Consider the following 15,858-nt stretch of genomic DNA (forward strand, 5'->3'; position numbering starts at 1 on the left):
CGGTACCTGGGCACGAGGAGGCTCAGGACCGCCAACGCTGCACAACAGCGCCGGTAAGCGACCAAGGGCTCACCGACTCCCGTACCCCACCTGACATCCGCCACTCACAGCGGCCAGGCGGTCAGCAAATCGCCGGGGCCGTAGGTGGCGTCGAGCCCCGGACAGTCGACTCCACTACGCGAAACCGCCACGACTGGAACAAGTTCGTCGGTGAGGGCAGCCCGGTGCCGATGCAGAGCGGCCAAGTCATGCCGGTCGAAGGGCGACTGCTCCAGCCACTTGATGGAGCCGACGAAGAACAGCTCCTTGGCGATGGGGGCGCGGTCGGCCCCGACGATATCGATCTCGATGTCGTTGGTGCGAGTCCAGTAGCCGCCCACTGCGGGGGCCGCGGGCAGCCGGTCGTCGGGCAGTATCCGCGCCAGGGCCTCACGGACAAGAGGCTCGACGGCCCGACCACGCCAGCTGGTCCAGTTCTCCCGGATGCGCGCCAAGGTCAGATCGCCCCGCCCCCGCTCGATCTCCTCCATCGACGGGCCGAGCAGGTGCAGCCAGAACCGCAGGTAGGGATCTGTCACCCGGTAGCGGCGGTCCTTCGACGGGCGCAGCGATACAGGCAGCTCGCCGGCGACGATCCGTTTGTCCGTAAGCAGCTCCAGAGCTCGCTGCAGCGGCGTGGCCCCGATCCCGCCGGCTGCACGGGCGATATTGGTGAAGGTCCGCTCGCCACTCCCGATGGCCGCCAGCACCTTGCGCGCCTGTACCTGCGGGGGAAATTCGGCGGCCAGCGAACGCTCGGCCGACACCAGCAGGGCCGAGACCGGATCGCTCAGCGCCTCGCCGAGGAAGTCCCACAGCCCTGCGCCGCGCGGCCACTCTGCGCAGATCAGCGGCAGCCCGCCGGTGACCAGTGCGGCGTCGAAGGCTTCCGCCGGATCCAGCCCAAGCATCTGCCCCACCTCGGCGGGGTTGAGCGGTCCCAGCACCATCTCCCGGCCACGCTGATGGAAGGGGCGTCCGTAGCTGTTCAGTGCCTCCATCATCGACAGATCGGAGCCGATGAGGACCAGCAGCACCGGCTTGGTCTCCAGCACCCGGTCCCAGGCCCGTTGCAGCATCCCTTCAAAGGCGCCGTCGGTATCCATCAGGTACGGCACTTCGTCGATGATCAGAACGCTCGCCCGGTCGGCAGGCAGCGCCGCGGCCAGCACATCGAACGCGGTATCCCAGTTCTCCGGCCGCGCGGCGGCCACCAGCCCCGCCAACGGCAGCGTTGACACTTGGGCGTCCCTGGCCAGCCGTGCCAGATCATCCCTGGGGGATGCACCAGTCGCAGCGAAGAACAAGAAAGGGGCTCCGGAACGCTCCGCAAACCGCTCGACCAGCCGCGACTTGCCCACCCGGCGCCGCCCACGCAACATCACGCACCGACCGGGCCGCTCCCCGCCGATCCCTGCCGCCACCTTCTGCAGCTCTCGCTCCAACGTCGCCAGCTCCTGGCGACGTCCTACAAAATCCACCACGTCTGGTCGACCTCCACCCATGACACTAACAATAATGTTAGCAACATAGAGGTTAGTAATTGCCTTCGTGACCCTCGGGAGACGTGTCGACTGAGTAATACCCGCGAATACCTGCAGCAGAATCGCTACTTCATCGGCCACCACGCCGCCGAACTCGACGACGTCGAGGTGATCAAACACCTCACCCGGGAAGCGAGCGGCGAAGCGATCAGCGCTGACGCGTTCACTGCAGCCATGCACCCCGTTCGGATCGGGCCGTGGCACCTGATCGGCAAGGCCAAGGTCCGGATCGTCATGGACTACACGATCGACGCTGCGACCAGTGACGAACTCCTCGCCGCCAAGGTGGCCCGCGACGGGGCCGCGGTTTCCCTCGACTGGGAAAGCTGACGGCGTCAGCCCCTCCTCGGTGGTGGCAACCTTGCGGCACCGAACGGGGCGCGGCGCATCGATCCTGGGCGCTGAAGACCCGGACCGCGCCGGCGTGGGTAACAGAAAGAACTGCTCCCGGATCTCTGTCCCGGAATCAGCCACCCAATCGGCAGCTCATCCCAACGAGTGCACGCAACCCAGATTGTGTACACATGGCACACTCGGTACCCTTGGGGCATGACTCAGCCGCTGCCCATAGAGTCCATCCGCGACGTACGCGCTCACTTGGCCGAAGTCGTCGAACGGGCCGACCGCGAAGACATGCCCACTGTCATCACCCGCCGCGGCAGGCAGGTCGCCGCAGTGGTCTCGATCGAGGTGCTGCGCAAGTACCAGGAGTGGGAAGAGCGCGAGATCAACCGCATCATCGACGAACGCATGGCGAGCCCGGCCGCCGGCGTCCCGATCGAGGACGTGATGAGGGAGACGCTGGCACGCAGTGAGTGACTACCGCACGGTGTTCCGACCCGAGGCCCAGGCCGAGCTTCGCAAGATCCCTCGCGACATGGCGCTTCGTATCCTGGCCAAGCTGACAGAGCTGGAGAGCGACCCTTTCGGCTTCAACACCACGGCACTTGTATCCCAGCCTGAGCGCCGCCGCCTACGAGTCGGCGACTATCGCGTCTTCTACACCATCGACAACGGGGAACTAGTGGTGTGGGTCGTACACGTCGGACACCGCTCCACGGTCTACGACACGTAGCCGCTTCAGGTTCTGCGGACTACTCCGGACAGCACAACGGCCTGACCTGCCTTCTCGCAGGTCAGGCCGTTATTCACGTCCAATCAGACGCTGAAGCGGAACTCCACCACAAGGCTCTGACCTGCGGGAATGTGGGCGCGTCCCAGCACCATCCCAGCACGGGATTCACGACAACGTACGAGAGGACTCAGAATCGCCAACGCTACATGCCAACGGCAGCAATGGGCGATGTCCGAGGACTTCTCTGCGACGTCTGTTCCCCTGCTGTGCCTGCCATCCGCTACTCCTAACCAGAGATGCGCTTGTCTCACTGCGCAGCAACCTGGGCCAGCCGGACGAACTCCACACCACTCGCCGGAGAGCAAGGAGAGATGCAGTGTTGCTACCTCAGTTGACCAAAGTGCAGGTCGACGAGGGTCGTGGGCGCAACACTCTGTGCTGCCAGTGCGTGCCTGAAAGTCCTGTACGCCATACGCCTGGAATTCGTGGTCCGTGCTGCTCCTGGCTGGCCGGGCTCAAGGTGAAGGCGCCAAGAGAGTGCGAATGCGTTCCATGAGCCGGTCAGTATCCTTGCGGAAGCCTGGCACAGAGCGGATCCTCCGCACCGCGAAGGAAATCAGCCGTACCTCGTCCACACCTGTGTGTTCGCTCACGACTGCAGGTTGGTCGTGAATGTTGGAGACGTATGCTTCTTCCAGAGCGTACTTCAGGGTGTCCTCTGTCACGCCCAGCTCTTTCGCCGCTGCCCCCGTACGTGCCTGAAGCAACTGAATGACGACCGCCTCGGGATCGTGATGGCCCGGCAGGTACTCCAACCACTCTCCTTGACGGCCTGGTTCGGAACGTGTGTCTCCGTCCAGCACGCCGAGAAAGGCCACGGCCGGTCTGGTCGGTCCGAGGACGCGAGCGACGGTCGCGACAGTGTCGGCGCCGCGCACGTCCTGCACGCACAGATGCGGGGCCAGCTCCGGCAGGTGGCATCGGAGCAGTTCCTCCAGCATCAGCCGGGCGAAACGGTCCTCGACCAGCAGCACTGCCTCGGTCCGCGGAGCCATGCCCAGCTTCCGGCTGACCTGAGCAGGAAGGGCTCCAGCGGAGATGGTCGCCTGAGCCGCGGCGCCCGCACCGCGCTCAAGTGTGCGGAGGGAAGTGCTGGGCAGGCGGTAGGCGAACTCCGGAGAGTGCGAGGCGAGGACGACCGACAGCTCCATTTGGACCGCACGAGCGACGATGATGTCGAGCAGCCGTTCGCGAGCGCGGGGCGAGAGAAAGTTTTCTGGCTCGTCGAGCAGCACGATGCTGCCCCGCCCCACCCCACGCAGGGCGCGCAGGATGACGCAGGAAGCGAGCTCCCCCAGGCTCATCTGTTCAGGCCCGTAAGTTTCGCCGTGACGGCCGAGCTCGTAGTAGAACCAGGTGGGTTGCTCGCCAGAAGCAGGGGAGCGGCGATCCAGCTCCTGGTGGGTGACCAGGTCGTAGGGGCGTCCCATGATGGAGCCCAACGCATGGTCGAACCAGGCGCTGCGGGGGGCCTTCTCGGCCGTGGCGCGCTCGCTTTCGAGCTCGTGTGCCGGAACTCGACTCACTTGGGTCAGCACATCGAAGCACTCCCGTGCAGTGTCGATGTACACACACGGGGCTTTGGCCTCGGCGAGTTCTACATCGCCCGACGCCGGTCCATTGCGGTCGCTCTTCTGATGTCGTGACTGGCCCGTCAGCCGTACCGTAGCGGGATGCGGCACGCTTTCCGACGGGGATTGCTGCCGCAGATGGCGTGCAAGCGTTCGCAGGAACTGTGTCTTGCCAGCGCCACTCACCCCGCACAGAAGGGTGATGCCCGGGGCCATCTCAGCGGCGAGCGAGCCGAGATGCGCGTGCCCGTCGATCTCGACCCTGCGCAGGGGTGAACGCACCTGGCCACTGGCCAGTTTGCGGTAGTGATTATTGATCTGGGCCCGGCGGAGGACCTCCTCATCCGCTGCGTCCCGGCTCAACTCCACTCCCCCCAGGACTTCAGCACCCCGTCTTCCCACAGCACTTGATCGATCCTGTCTTCCGTGAACGGTGCGTCATCTGCGCCGGTCAGCGCCGCGTACATGCGCAGCACGTCCGGCACGGGGGAAGTCCGGCGCGACGGGGCGCCGCCTGTCGCTACAAGAAACAGCCAGCCGATGGCATCCCTCAACACCGTCGACTCGGGGGTGTGCGCGCCCACCGCAGCCACTTCGTTGAATCGCTCTAGCAAGGCATCGTACGGCAGTTCACGGAAGCCGGTCCTGAGTGGTGGAGTAGCTCCAGGCCCGAGCTCCGCGGCTCGCCTCCTGCGTTCCGGCTCCAGCCATTCGAGGAGAAACCCGAGGTGATGTTCGGCGCCAGGGCCGAACGCGCGCCTGGCCCGGACCATCACCAACATCCAGCTCAGTAGAGTCGGTTTGGTGAACCGAACGGCCGGCATGTCGAGTGCGGGCAGAGACAACAGTCCCTTGAGTGCGTCAGCCACCGCGTCTCGGGTGTGGTCGGCCACCGCGTCACCGGAGCGCAGCCGGTGATTCAGTTGTTCGCTGCCGACTGCCGCAGCCTGGATGCTACCTGCCTCTACGGCGACCAGCACTCTGCTGATCACGTCCTCGTAGGCCAGGCCGACGTTCCCGAAGCCGATGCGTTCTTCCCCCAGGCCCCAGTCAGCCGCCGAGGCCACGAGGGTCCGGACTTGCTCGCCAAACGAACCCGATTCGACGAGTTTGCGTCCTGCTGCGGTCAGTCCGGCTTCAGAATTGAGCCGCAGCACCGCAGTTCGCAACTCGGCAGGTGGCAGTTCGTCGAGCTCCAGGAGCACCAAGGGGTAGTCGTCGATGGCAGTGCGCAGCCCCTGCGGCAGAGCGTTGTATGTCTTTCCGTCGGATTCCCGCAAGGCACGAGCCGGAGGGGTGAGTCGGCCGTCGACCAGTAGGTCACCGCGTACGAATTCCTCTAGCGCTGCCAGGCGTCGCTGGCCGTCGAGCAGGACTCGTGATCCGTCCGCTTCACACGCGACGAGTAGCGTGCCGATGGGCCAGCCGCGCAGCACGGAGTCGAGGAGCACGTGCTTGCGGTGGTCAGACCACTCTGCGCTACTGGACGGCTCGGAGGGCTGGCGCAGACTTCCGTCGCGGAGCTGGGCGAGCGCCTCGCGCACGGTCACGACGGTTGGCCGGGTTGCCGACACGCGCAGGTCGTGAGCTGGGGTCATGACGGTCGCCTCCTCTCGCGTCTGGGCTGGGTGCCGGCCTGGAAGGCGGGGGTGAAGTCCATGCCTGATGGCACGATACGGCCGAGCACTGACATCCGGTGGGTCATGATCCGAGGGCCGCCTCAGTAGTACTGCCGGATGTAGTCGTACGCCTTCTGGAACAGCTCTTCGTCCCGTTGCAGCTGGTAGCGGACCAGTGTGCGGCGCAGAGCCTTCTTCACCTCGCGCTCACCGCCCGCAGTGTGCTGCCACCCCGGGAACCTCACCGCGTCGACGATGCTGTCGATCTCCTCCACGAGCTTCGCCACCGCCACAGGTGTGCCCTCCGGGCGGGACGATTCAAACAGCCGAGTGAGAGCGTGCTTACCCTGTTCCCTAGGATTCTGCTCCTTCTCATCAGCCTCTGTCTGAGCCTCTGCCCGCGCGGTCTGTTCCGCCAGGCCCAGCAACTGATAGAGATACTCACGGCTCACAAGCTGACCCGCCTCGTACTGCTGACGCAGTCGCTCCAGCTTCTGCGCCAGAGAGTCGAAGCGCGGTTCACCACGGCGACGGCCAAGCCGGTCCTGAAGCTGGGGCTCAAGCTGCCGGATCCCTCGGTCGGGGACGCGCTGCAGGTACTCGGCCATTTTGGCGTCGATGACGAGCGTCTCGAGCCGTTGGGGTGGCACGTCCGCGTGGATGTGGGCGTTGACCAGCTCGCGCGTTTTAGGGCCGAGCACCCGCCACAGCAGAGGGCTCGTGGCGTTGCTGGGCCGTACGGAGTGGTGCACCTTCGCAAGCCAGCGGTAGTCAGCGACGTGCTCGCTCAGCCGCTCATCCGGGGCTAGCGCCTCCCACAGCCGGGACAATCGGGCGAACGCCTCTGCGAACGCCTGTCGTGTCCCGTCGTCGGGCAGCTTGTCCTGAGCCGCGAAGAGGGCCTCGTAACCGTCCTCGGCACGGTCAACCCCAGGGAAGAAGTCCAGGCACTTACGAAGGGCACCGGGGAACTGATCCCACAGCTCCTTGATGCTGGTAACCGCACGCTCGACAGCCCGCTCATCGAATCGCATTGCCTGCCCGAGGCGGGCGAAGACACCGAGGTAGTCCACGATCAGACCGTGCGACTTCGCCTGATCGCTCCCCGGCCGACGGTACGGGCGGTTCACCCGGCAGACGGCCTGGAGCAACGTGTGGTCATGCATGACCTTGTCCAGGTACATCGTCTGGGCGATTGGGGCGTCGAAACCGGTGAGGAGTTTCGCCGTCACGATGAGGATCTTCAGCGGATCGTCCGGGGCACGGAAGCGATCCAGCAGCGCCGCCTCCTCGTCCTTGTCCCGCCCGAAACGCTCCTGGATCTCCTCAGGCTGCCCCTGGGTGGACATCACGACCTCGCTGGTCTCCGGTCCCAGCAGCGCGTCCAGTTCCTTCTTGTACAGGACGCACGCTTCCTGGTCGAAGACGACAACCTGCGCCTTGAAGCCCTCGGGCTCCACTTTCTCCCTGAAGTGACGTGCGATGTCCTCGCACACCATGCGAATGCGCCCATCGGCCTTGATCAACCACCCCATACGAGCGGCCCGATGGGTCACAGCGGCCTTCTCGCGCGGGGACAGACGCTCGGCGAGCTTCTTGAACTCAGCATCAATGACATCGCCGTCGATCTGGAAGCGCGCGTCGCGCGGCTCGAAATGCAGCGGGAGCGTCGTCCCGTCACGCAGTGAATCGGCCTGAGTGTACTGCGAGAGATAGCGGCCCGCGTCCTCCTCGTTACCGAACGTCTTGAAGGTGTTGACGTCGGTTCGGTTGATTGGAGTGCCGGTCAGACCGAAGAAGACCGCGTTGGGCAGGGCTTCGCGCATTCGCTGCCCCAGATCCCGGTCCTGGGTGCGATGCGCTTCATCGACGAGGCAGACGATGTCACGTCGTGCGGACAGAACGCGGTCCAGGTTCTTGAACTTCTGGACCGTGGTGACAATGATCTTCCGCTGGCCCGTCGCGAGCATCTCTCCGAGATTGTCACCGGAGCCCGCCGTGACCACGTTCGGGATGTCCGAGGCACCGAAGGTGGAAGTGATCTGGGTGTCGAGGTCCAGCCGGTCCACCACTATCAGCACCGTGGGCGCACCAGTGCGCGGATCGGTGCGCAGCGCCTGAGCTGTGAACACCATCAGCAGAGACTTGCCAGAACCCTGGAAGTGCCACACGAGTCCCTGCCGGGGCGCGTCCGGGTCGTGCGCCGCCGCGGCGGCACGGTCGGCCATCCGCCTGCCGGCCTCGTACTGCTGATAGCGGCAGATGTTCTTGATCTTCCGGTGACGGTCGTCAGTGCTGTAGACCGTGAAGTTCCGGATGATGTCCAGAACCGTCGACGGACTCAGCAGACCGTCCACGGCCTGGCGGAGGTAGTCGGGGCCGGGCTCGGGATGCTGCTTCCGCAACCCCGGGGACCACCACGGGCTCCACAGGTGAAGGGGTAGCCGGAGGCTGCCGTAGCGCAGATCGCGTCCGTCGATGGCGAAACACAGGGCGTTGGGGACGAAGAACTCCGGTACATCGTCCTGGTAACCGTCGAGTTGGAGCGCCCCGTCGGCCCAGGTTATGCCAGCACGTGTGGCGGACTTCGCCTCACCCACGACCAGGGGAATCCCGTTGACCCACAGCACATGATCGAAACGGCGCCGGATGGCACCTCGGCAGAAGGCAACCTCTGTGCTGAGGTGGTAGCGGTTGCGGGTGGCGTCATCGAAGTCGACTAGCTGGACGGATACATACTCGTGGTCCGGCCCGAAGGGCATCGACTTCTCGCCGAGCAACCAGGAGCGGAAGTTCTCGTTGGCCTTGACTACGCCTTCACCACGCGCCGACCGGATCAGCGCGGTGAGCTGGTACAGCACCTCGTCGGCGAGCTCGGGATCGGCCGAAATGGCCGGGTTAAGACGGACCAGGGCGTCGCGCAGCTCGGACTCGACGAGGACATCCTGCTCGATCCGGTCCGGCTGAGTGTCCTGCTGAACCCACGCGAGCTCCGGCAGGGCAGTGAGCCGGTCGGTTACGAATGCCTGAGCCGTGGCCTTCTCGCTGAACATCCCCCGCCCCTCGCTCACCCTCAGTCGTCCCTCACTCCACATCTCACGCGCTGCAGTCGACCGCCGCCGCCGTCGTTGTTTCCGCCGACGCGCCAGGGCCCTGCAACAGCACGTTCAAGGTGCGTTGCATCAGATTACGCGTCTGTGTCAGGTCCTCGGCGAGGGTGGTGCGCAGTTCGCGGGCGGCTTCGAGCCGCTCGATCACACGTTGTTGGATGGAGAGAGGCGGGACGGGGATCGGCTGGGCCGAGAGAAGGCCGGCAGGGAGGTGGGCCATCGACGTGGTGCGTTTGGCCACTCGGGCAAACGCACCTAGACGCTGACAGCGGCGGAACCAGCCGAGGGCGAACTCCGGCAGAACCTCATCGCCCGCGCGGAAGCGAAGCAACGTCTTCTGGAAGCAGCAGTCCTCAATCTCTCCGCGATACATCGCCGCCCGGCCTACATACTCCAGGCTCTGCCCTTCATTGAGCAGCACGTCCTTCGGCCGCAGCGCGTACTTGGCGAAGGCTGCAGCATTAAAATTCATGTCCTGCACGTCGTCCAGAAACAGCTCGTCGTCCCCCACGTTCGCGACACGGAGGTACGGGCGCATGTCTGCACCTGCGTGCACCTTGGGCGACCGCATGAGCCCCAGCTGCACCTCCCCCGCCTCACCCACTCGCTGCACGGGCCACCCCGGTTCGTCATACAGCTCCGCGAGTGCCACGAGCTCTGCCTGCCGCGCGGCCTCCAGCGCGGTGGCCTTCGCCCGCGCGGTGCGCTCGAACGACCACAGAAGGTCAGCGATCCGCCGCTGCTCGGACAGCGGCGGGAGAGGGAACTCGTACTTGGCGATGTCAGGCCAGTTCACATAGGGGTTGACTGACCCGCGTGACCAGTACTCGGAATGACGGTGAAAAGAATCCGCCGTCATCAAGAAAGGCAGCATCTCCGGGAGAAGCTCACCTGGCGCCGCACTTTCCAGCACGAAAGTGGTGTTCGCGCAGACTCCCTCGAACTCTGCGTAGGAGACCTTGCGTAGATAAGTCCGTCGCGATCCGTAGAGCACCTGACCTGGGCGGAACCTGCGGTGGAACGCAGGTCCGAGGGAGCTCCCCTTCACGTCTCCCCAACGGGCGATATGCAGCTGCCGGGAGTCCATATGTTCCCCAGCCACGAACTGCTCCAACCCGTCTGCCGCGGGATCTGTCGAGTCCTTCACCTGCCGGACCAGCGATCCGAACCGCACGGTGGGCCAAGCCTCTTGCTTCACGTTCACTCCCCTCCCTTCAACTGCGCGATCAGCCCGGTCACGTGACGAGCCGTGTTGGTGGTGCGTGCCTCCCACTCCGCGAGCGCCTGTCGCAGGGGCACCTGTTCGCTACTCGTACTGTCCGACGGTGGCGTGCCGATGATGCGATTTAGAGCCAGGTCGGCTTCTCTGCTGAGCAGCATGTCCAGGTCCATGTCCCGCGAAAAGCCGTCAATGTTCTGGCACTCGCGATACGCGGTCAGAATCTCCGCGATGTGCTCCTCGCTCAGGAATGACTGGCCTTGCACCCGCTCGAACAGGTGCGCCGCATCAATGAAGAGGACCTTCCTCTCCCTCTCCGGCCGCTTTCGGGTGCGCAGCACCACCACGCACGCCTCCATCGGCGAGTTGTAGAAGAGCCCGGGCCCGAGCCCCAGCACACACTCCAGGAGATCGGACTCGATCAGCTTCTCCCGCATGGCCCGCTCGTCCTCCCGGGAGAGCACACCGTGGGGGAAGAGGATGGCGCACCGACCCGTCTCGGGGTCCAGTGAGGCGGCGATGTGCTGGAAGAACGCGTAGTCCGCTCTCCCCTGGGGCGGCACACCCCACATGTTGCGCTGGTAGGGGTCCTTAGCGAAGAGCGGGCGGTTCCACTGCTTGATCGAGTACGGCGGGTTGGCGAGCACCACATCGAAACGTTGCAGCCGGTCGCCCTCGAAGAACAGCGGTTCGGCGAGGGTGTCCCCGCGCTCGATGCGGAAATTCTCAATGCCATGCAGGTAGAGGTTCATGCGGGCGATCGAGGAGGTCATCACGTTGAACTCCTGCCCGTACAGGGTGAGCTGGCGATGGTCCTTCCCCTGGCGCTTCAACTCGGCCGCCGCAGTGACCAGCATGCCCCCTGTGCCGCACGTGGGGTCGTAGACCGTCTCCCCGGGCTCCGGTTCGAGCATCCGGGTCATGAGCTGGACCAGCGTCCGGTTCGTGTAGAACTCCTGAGCCGTGTGCCCGGAGTCATCCGCGAACTTCTTGATCAGGTACTCATAACCTCGACCGAGTTCATCCTCCGGAACCCGGGCGAGGGAGAGCACCTGGGTGGAGAAGTGTTCCAGCAGGTCACGAAGTGTGGCGTCCGAGAGCCGTTCGGTGTTTGTCCACTGCGCATCCCCGAAGACTCCCCAGAGCTGCTCCTGGTTGGCCTTCTCGATGGCCTTCATGGCCTGGGCGAGCGCCAAGCCAAGCCCAGAACGGGCCTCCCTGACGTCTGCCCAGTGGTGCCCCTCGGGGATCTGAAACTGGTAGTTCTCCTCCTTCACCACCAGCTCCGCGTCCCCGTCGTAATCGGCAAGGGCCAGCTCGCGCTCCTCGTCGTGCACGTCACAGATCCGCTTGAAGAAGAGCAACGGGAAGATGAACTGCTTGTAGTCACCCGCGTCGATGAGTCCCCGCAGCCGGACTGCCGCACCCCACAAGTAGTTCTCCAGCTCCCGCTGCTCCAACTGCCCCACTGTCACATCCGTACCAGGCAGCACGTCCGCCGCGATCCTGCCGTCGCTCATCCGAGGAGCCCCCATTCCTTGAGCTGGCCACGCAGTTCGTTCTCGGCCGCCACAGCGTCCGTCAGGGCGCTTTCCAGGGCAGCGACGGCTTCACTCAACGAAGGCAGTTCAGCCGCGCGGTCCTTACCGACATAGAGCGGGATGTTGAGGTTGCCGTCGTTCCTCTCGACCTCCGAGAAGTCGATCAAACGGCTGCGTTCCTTGATGTCCGCGAAGGCGCGGTACCAGCCCAGGATGCGGGAGGTGTGTTCGGCCTCCAGCACGTTCTGCTTGCTCGCCTTGCGCAGCTGGTCGGAAGCGTCGATGAAGAGGATCTTCCCTCGTCGCTCCTTCGGCTTCTGCGCGCGCAGCACGAGGACACAGGCGGCCAGGGGCGCGCCGTAGAAGAGGCGTTCCCCTAGTCCAATGACTGCCTCGATCGCATCCGACTCGATGATCTTCCTGCGGATACGGGCTTCGGTGCCGTCCCGGAAGAGGATGCCCTGCGGCAGGACGACAACCGCCCGGCCGGTGTCGGGCCGCATTGAGGCGAGCATGTGCTGGACCCAGGCCCAGTCGGCCGTGCTGCGCGGGGGCACTCCAGTCGCACCGCGCCCGTAGGGGTCCCTGGCCCATCCCGTCTCGCCCCACGCGGCCAGCGAGAACGGCGGGTTCGCGATCACGCAGTCAAAAGTCCGCAGACCTCCATCCGAGGCAAAGAAGCGGGGCTCGCGCAAGGTGTCTCCGCGCTCCACCCGGAAATCATCGATCCCGTGCAGGATGAGGTTCATGCGGGCAATGCCCGAAGTCGTGAGGTTCTTCTCCTGGCCGAAGATCTTGCCCCACAGCAGCTGGGGAGCCACTCCCTTTCGAGCGAAGTGGTGGGTGACCTCGATCAACATCCCCCCGGTGCCGCATGCCGGGTCGTACACGGTCTCGCCCGGTTCCGGGGCGAGGATGTTGACCAGCAGCTCGACCACGGCGCGAGGCGTATAGAACTCGCCGGCCTTCTTGTTAGACAGATCCGCGAACTTCTTGATCAGGTACTCGTACGCCTGCCCAAGAAGATCCGCGTCTGCATGCGCGTCGCCGAGGAAACGTGCGGAGAAGTGGTTGAGGAGCGCCCGCAGCACGTGGGGTGGGATGCGGTCACGATTGGTCCACGGTGTGTCGCCGAAGATTCCATCGAGTGTGTCCGGGTTGGCCTTCTCGGTCGCGCGGAGCGCGTCAAGGAGCGCACGACCGAGCTTCGTATCAGGTGCCGCTACGACATCGTCCCAGCGATGCCCCTCCGGGATGACGAAACGGTGCTGATCCGCCTTGGCCGCGAATTCACGGTCACCATCGGAATGCGCGAGAGCGTCGTCGAACTCCTCGCCATAGACATCGCACAGACGCTTATAGAAGAGCAGCGGGAAGATGTAGCTCTTAAAATCTGCCTGATCGACCAGCCCCCGCAAGAGATGGGCAGCGCCAAGCAAATGCGACTCCAGCTCACTGAGCGTGAGCCCTCCGGCCGCATCCGGCAGCAGTTCCAGCTGCTCAGACGCTTCCTGCTGGGCCACAGTGAGACTCCATTCTGCACGTATCGGGCGAAGATGCCCGAAGCGTAGCGCTTGACTACCGCAAGTCCGACCGCCCGTCAGGATATCCCGGGAGCCTCAGCGGTAACTGGCGTTCAAGATCAGGGCCTGCCAGAGCCGCACAGACTCACCGTCTGGACTCGGACGCCACCCGTTGCCCTTGCCTCTGCCCTTACCTGAGGTAAGGGCAGAGGCAAGGGCCCACGTGGTGGACGAGTCGGGTCGGACGGAGGGATATGGATGCAGTCCCAGCACCGTAGGCGACCCGTGTCCCAGCACGATCCCAGCACAGTAAGGATGACCAGGGATGACGACAGGTGACGAGGGGCCAGCTATCCCAGCACCATCCCAGCACGGGAAGAAACGAAGGGCCCGACTCGGAGAACCGAGCCCTCCCTGACCTGCATGTTTGCCAGATCAGCGACGTGGTGATATGTCTGCCGCTACACGTTGAAGCGGAATGTCTGCGGTCTGATCCTGACCTGCGGCGGAGCTCAGCACAGGGACCTGACCTGGGATTCCTCGTTGGCATACGTTGGCTCCCGATGGCCGTTTACGGGTGTCCTGCGGACTGGCTGCGGACTGGCTGGGCACCCCGAGGCAGAGAAATCCATGGCACCCCGGCGGGAGCTGCAACGAGACTGCGCGGGTGAGCGACTCCTACCCCTGCCCGTGCTGCGGGCACCGCGTGCTGGGCGCGATGCCTGGCTCGTACGAGATCTGCCCCGTCTGCTTCTGGGAGGACGACGGGGTCCAGTTCCGATGGCCGACCATGGCAGGCGGGGCGAACAAGGTCTCCCTGATCGAGGCCCAGCGGAACTACCGGGACTTCGGCGCCTGCGACGAACACGGCCGGCGGTACGTCCGCCCTCCGGCCGACAACGAGCCCCTCGACCCCGCCTGGCGCCCCATCGATCTGGCGCAGGACTCCTTCGAGGACTGGGCGGCCGAGGACCGCGCCCCCTGGCCCGATGACCACTCGGTGCTCTGCTGGTGGCTGCCTACTTTCTGGCGCCGGGACCACCCATGACCACTCACATCGAGAGACTCATCCAGCAGCTCGACGACTCGACTGGCCCGTCGTACGACGCCCGCGCGGAACTGATCGGCATCGGCTCCAACGCCATCCCCGCCATCATCAACGGACTGCCCTCCCTCGGCGGCTTCGGTCAGCTGACCGCCATCGAGGTTTTCGAAGAGGTGGCGGACCCACGCTGCGGCCCCATCCTGATCACCCTCCTGCGCAGCGACGACTCCACCGTCCGGGAATGGGCGGCGATGGCCCTGGCGAGCCTGAAGATCGACGGCGCGGTCGAGCCCGTGCGCCGCGCCTATCGCGCCTGCCTGGAGCGGGCGACGCCACCGGACTGGAGCGAGCCGGAAGGCATCCGCTGGGCCCTGACCGAACTCGGCGCACGCACCCCCGTCGTCCCGCCGCTCACCGCGCGCCTACGCCCCACTGCTGCGGACAACGTCCCTGGCTGGCCCTCGGCCCACTTCACCGAGATCATCAACGACCTGGCCGACCACTCCCAGGTGATCCTCTACTCCCAGTTCTGGCGGGTGGACGCCGGCAGCACATACGGCGTCTCCGGCACCGGTCTGGACTGGGAACTCGACTGGACCGCGCCCTGGGAGCACCTGGTCGAAGAGTCCCGCACCTGGTCCCTGCTGGAAGCCTCCGAAGCCCCCGTCGGCGACAACATCTTCGTCACCCCCATCTGGATCGACCGCACCGACCTGCACCCGGAGAGGTGACCGATGCCGTCCCAGCACCCCGAGGAAGTCGGCTACGGCCATGTGGTCGAGAGCTACGTGACGAGGACGTACGGCGGCCTCCCGCGCTACCTCGTACTGAACGGCGGGCGGTTCCTGGGCCCCCGGTGGTGGCACACCACCCGCTTCACCCGACACCTGCTGAATGACGCCGCCGCGATCACCGACGAGGAACTGGAAGCCCTCCTCGGGTACGAATGGCGCTCGCGCCTCACCGCCGCCTGGCTGATCGGCGTCGACGGCCGCGAACGGTTCCGGGCACGCATCGGCGACCTGCTCCTGGCCAGCGAGGTCTGCTACTCCGGCAGCGCATACTGCTTCGCCCTGGCCCGCTTCGGCACCCACGCCGACGCCGAGATCCTCACCGCCTACCTCGACCACTACCTCCCCTGCACCGACCTCCACTACGACCAGCCCGCCGCCCTCGGTGCCCTCCTCCGCCTCGACGCCTTCCTCGGCACCCACCACGCCGACCGCTTCACAGAGCCCGACGGCCTCTGGGACGAGTGGGTCAAGGGCGTGGGACGCCTCGGCTACCCCAGCCACATCCCCGCCGAACAGCGCCGCTGGACGGACCTCCAATGCGAGTTCGCCAACGGCTGGCGACGCCTGTAGGCCGCGGTGCAATCACTGCCCCCAGGCCCCCTAGTTCCCACCAGTTAAGAGCTCGTAACACGATCATGAGCGGGCTTTCTTGAGGCGTCTGTAGCAGATGAGGCTGCAGGCGAGGGAGACGAAGGCGTCGTGGAGTTCGGTGCGGCGT

13 protein-coding genes are annotated in these 15,858 nt (G+C 65.3%); 6 read left to right on the forward strand and 7 right to left on the reverse strand.

Translation table 11 applies throughout. The features are described 5' to 3' along the window. Nucleotides 1-104: 104 nt before the first annotated feature. Nucleotides 105-1,523 (reverse strand): ATP-binding protein, encoded by a 1,419-nt coding sequence (locus tag ACFVUT_RS07890; RefSeq protein ID WP_389644785.1) that lies wholly within the window; start codon nt 1,521-1,523, stop codon nt 105-107. A gap of 234 nt (nt 1,524-1,757) precedes the next feature. On the opposite strand from ACFVUT_RS07890, the gene ACFVUT_RS07895 reads away from it, so the two are divergent. From ACFVUT_RS07895 to ACFVUT_RS07905, 3 genes are all read left to right on the forward strand, one after another. Then, a complete protein-coding gene (locus ACFVUT_RS07895) occupies nt 1,758-1,913 on the forward strand; it encodes a hypothetical protein (protein ID WP_389643686.1) in 156 nt (51 codons plus the stop codon). Nucleotides 1,914-2,132: 219 nt separating this feature from the next. Next, nucleotides 2,133-2,402 (forward strand): type II toxin-antitoxin system Phd/YefM family antitoxin, encoded by a 270-nt coding sequence (locus ACFVUT_RS07900; RefSeq protein ID WP_389643683.1) that lies wholly within the window; start codon nt 2,133-2,135, stop codon nt 2,400-2,402. Further along, nucleotides 2,395-2,658: a type II toxin-antitoxin system RelE/ParE family toxin gene (locus ACFVUT_RS07905; protein ID WP_072483972.1), complete on the forward strand. Its 264-nt coding sequence runs from the start codon at nt 2,395-2,397 to the stop codon at nt 2,656-2,658. The genes ACFVUT_RS07900 and ACFVUT_RS07905 overlap by 8 nt, the downstream gene beginning before the upstream one ends. A gap of 515 nt (nt 2,659-3,173) precedes the next feature. Here ACFVUT_RS07905 and ACFVUT_RS07910 read toward each other — a convergent pair. The 6 genes from ACFVUT_RS07910 to ACFVUT_RS07935 form a co-directional block, all read right to left on the reverse strand. After that, the gene (locus ACFVUT_RS07910; RefSeq protein WP_389643679.1) at nt 3,174-4,652 is read right to left on the reverse strand and encodes an AAA family ATPase; all 1,479 of its coding nucleotides are present in this window, start codon (nt 4,650-4,652) and stop codon (nt 3,174-3,176) included. Beyond that, nucleotides 4,649-5,887, reverse strand: a complete 1,239-nt coding sequence (locus tag ACFVUT_RS07915; protein WP_389643676.1) for a DUF262 domain-containing protein — start codon at nt 5,885-5,887, stop codon at nt 4,649-4,651. Before ACFVUT_RS07915 ends, ACFVUT_RS07910 begins: the two co-directional genes overlap by 4 nt. A 122-nt stretch (nt 5,888-6,009) precedes the next feature. Beyond that, a complete protein-coding gene (locus tag ACFVUT_RS07920; protein ID WP_389643673.1) occupies nt 6,010-8,979 on the reverse strand; it encodes a type I restriction endonuclease subunit R in 2,970 nt (989 codons plus the stop codon). 25 nt (nt 8,980-9,004) lie between these two features. Next, on the reverse strand, nt 9,005-10,222 hold the full coding sequence (locus ACFVUT_RS07925; protein WP_389643670.1) for a restriction endonuclease subunit S: 1,218 nt from the start codon (nt 10,220-10,222) through the stop codon (nt 9,005-9,007). Then, nucleotides 10,219-11,757, reverse strand: coding sequence for an N-6 DNA methylase (locus tag ACFVUT_RS07930; protein WP_389643667.1), 1,539 nt, complete (start codon nt 11,755-11,757; stop codon nt 10,219-10,221). The genes ACFVUT_RS07925 and ACFVUT_RS07930 overlap by 4 nt, the downstream gene beginning before the upstream one ends. Further along, nucleotides 11,754-13,301 carry an N-6 DNA methylase gene (locus ACFVUT_RS07935; RefSeq protein WP_389643664.1) on the reverse strand — a complete coding sequence of 516 codons (1,548 nt, stop codon included), beginning with the start codon at nt 13,299-13,301 and terminating at the stop codon, nt 11,754-11,756. The genes ACFVUT_RS07930 and ACFVUT_RS07935 overlap by 4 nt, the downstream gene beginning before the upstream one ends. Nucleotides 13,302-13,968: 667 nt before the next feature. On the opposite strand from ACFVUT_RS07935, the gene ACFVUT_RS07940 reads away from it, so the two are divergent. The 3 genes from ACFVUT_RS07940 to ACFVUT_RS07950 are packed head-to-tail and all read left to right on the forward strand — an operon-like array spanning nt 13,969 to nt 15,710. Then, nucleotides 13,969-14,349 (forward strand): CPCC family cysteine-rich protein, encoded by a 381-nt coding sequence (locus ACFVUT_RS07940; RefSeq protein ID WP_389643661.1) that lies wholly within the window; start codon nt 13,969-13,971, stop codon nt 14,347-14,349. Next, the gene (locus tag ACFVUT_RS07945) at nt 14,346-15,077 is read left to right on the forward strand and encodes a HEAT repeat domain-containing protein (protein WP_389643658.1); all 732 of its coding nucleotides are present in this window, start codon (nt 14,346-14,348) and stop codon (nt 15,075-15,077) included. Before ACFVUT_RS07940 ends, ACFVUT_RS07945 begins: the two co-directional genes overlap by 4 nt. Before the next feature lie 3 nt (nt 15,078-15,080). Continuing rightward, nucleotides 15,081-15,710, forward strand: a complete 630-nt coding sequence (locus ACFVUT_RS07950) for a DUF6000 family protein (RefSeq protein WP_389286733.1) — start codon at nt 15,081-15,083, stop codon at nt 15,708-15,710. Nucleotides 15,711-15,858: the final 148 nt, after the last annotated feature.

The organism is Streptomyces sp. NPDC058051, assembly GCF_042885475.1.
GTDB lineage: Bacteria > Actinomycetota > Actinomycetes > Streptomycetales > Streptomycetaceae > Streptomyces.

What these genes read in the sequence shown, in the direction of transcription:
- ACFVUT_RS07895 (WP_389643686.1), top strand. Translation starts at nt 1,758, where the DNA reads ATGCACCCCGTTCGGATCGGGCCGTGGCACCTGATCGGCAAGGCCAAG.
- ACFVUT_RS07900 (WP_389643683.1), top strand. Translation starts at nt 2,133, where the DNA reads ATGACTCAGCCGCTGCCCATAGAGTCCATCCGCGACGTACGCGCTCAC.
- ACFVUT_RS07915 (WP_389643676.1), bottom strand. Translation starts at nt 5,887, where the DNA reads ATGACCCCAGCTCACGACCTGCGCGTGTCGGCAACCCGGCCAACCGTC.
- ACFVUT_RS07930 (WP_389643667.1), bottom strand. Translation starts at nt 11,757, where the DNA reads ATGAGCGACGGCAGGATCGCGGCGGACGTGCTGCCTGGTACGGATGTG.
- ACFVUT_RS07945 (WP_389643658.1), top strand. Translation starts at nt 14,346, where the DNA reads ATGACCACTCACATCGAGAGACTCATCCAGCAGCTCGACGACTCGACT.
- ACFVUT_RS07950 (WP_389286733.1), top strand. Translation starts at nt 15,081, where the DNA reads ATGCCGTCCCAGCACCCCGAGGAAGTCGGCTACGGCCATGTGGTCGAG.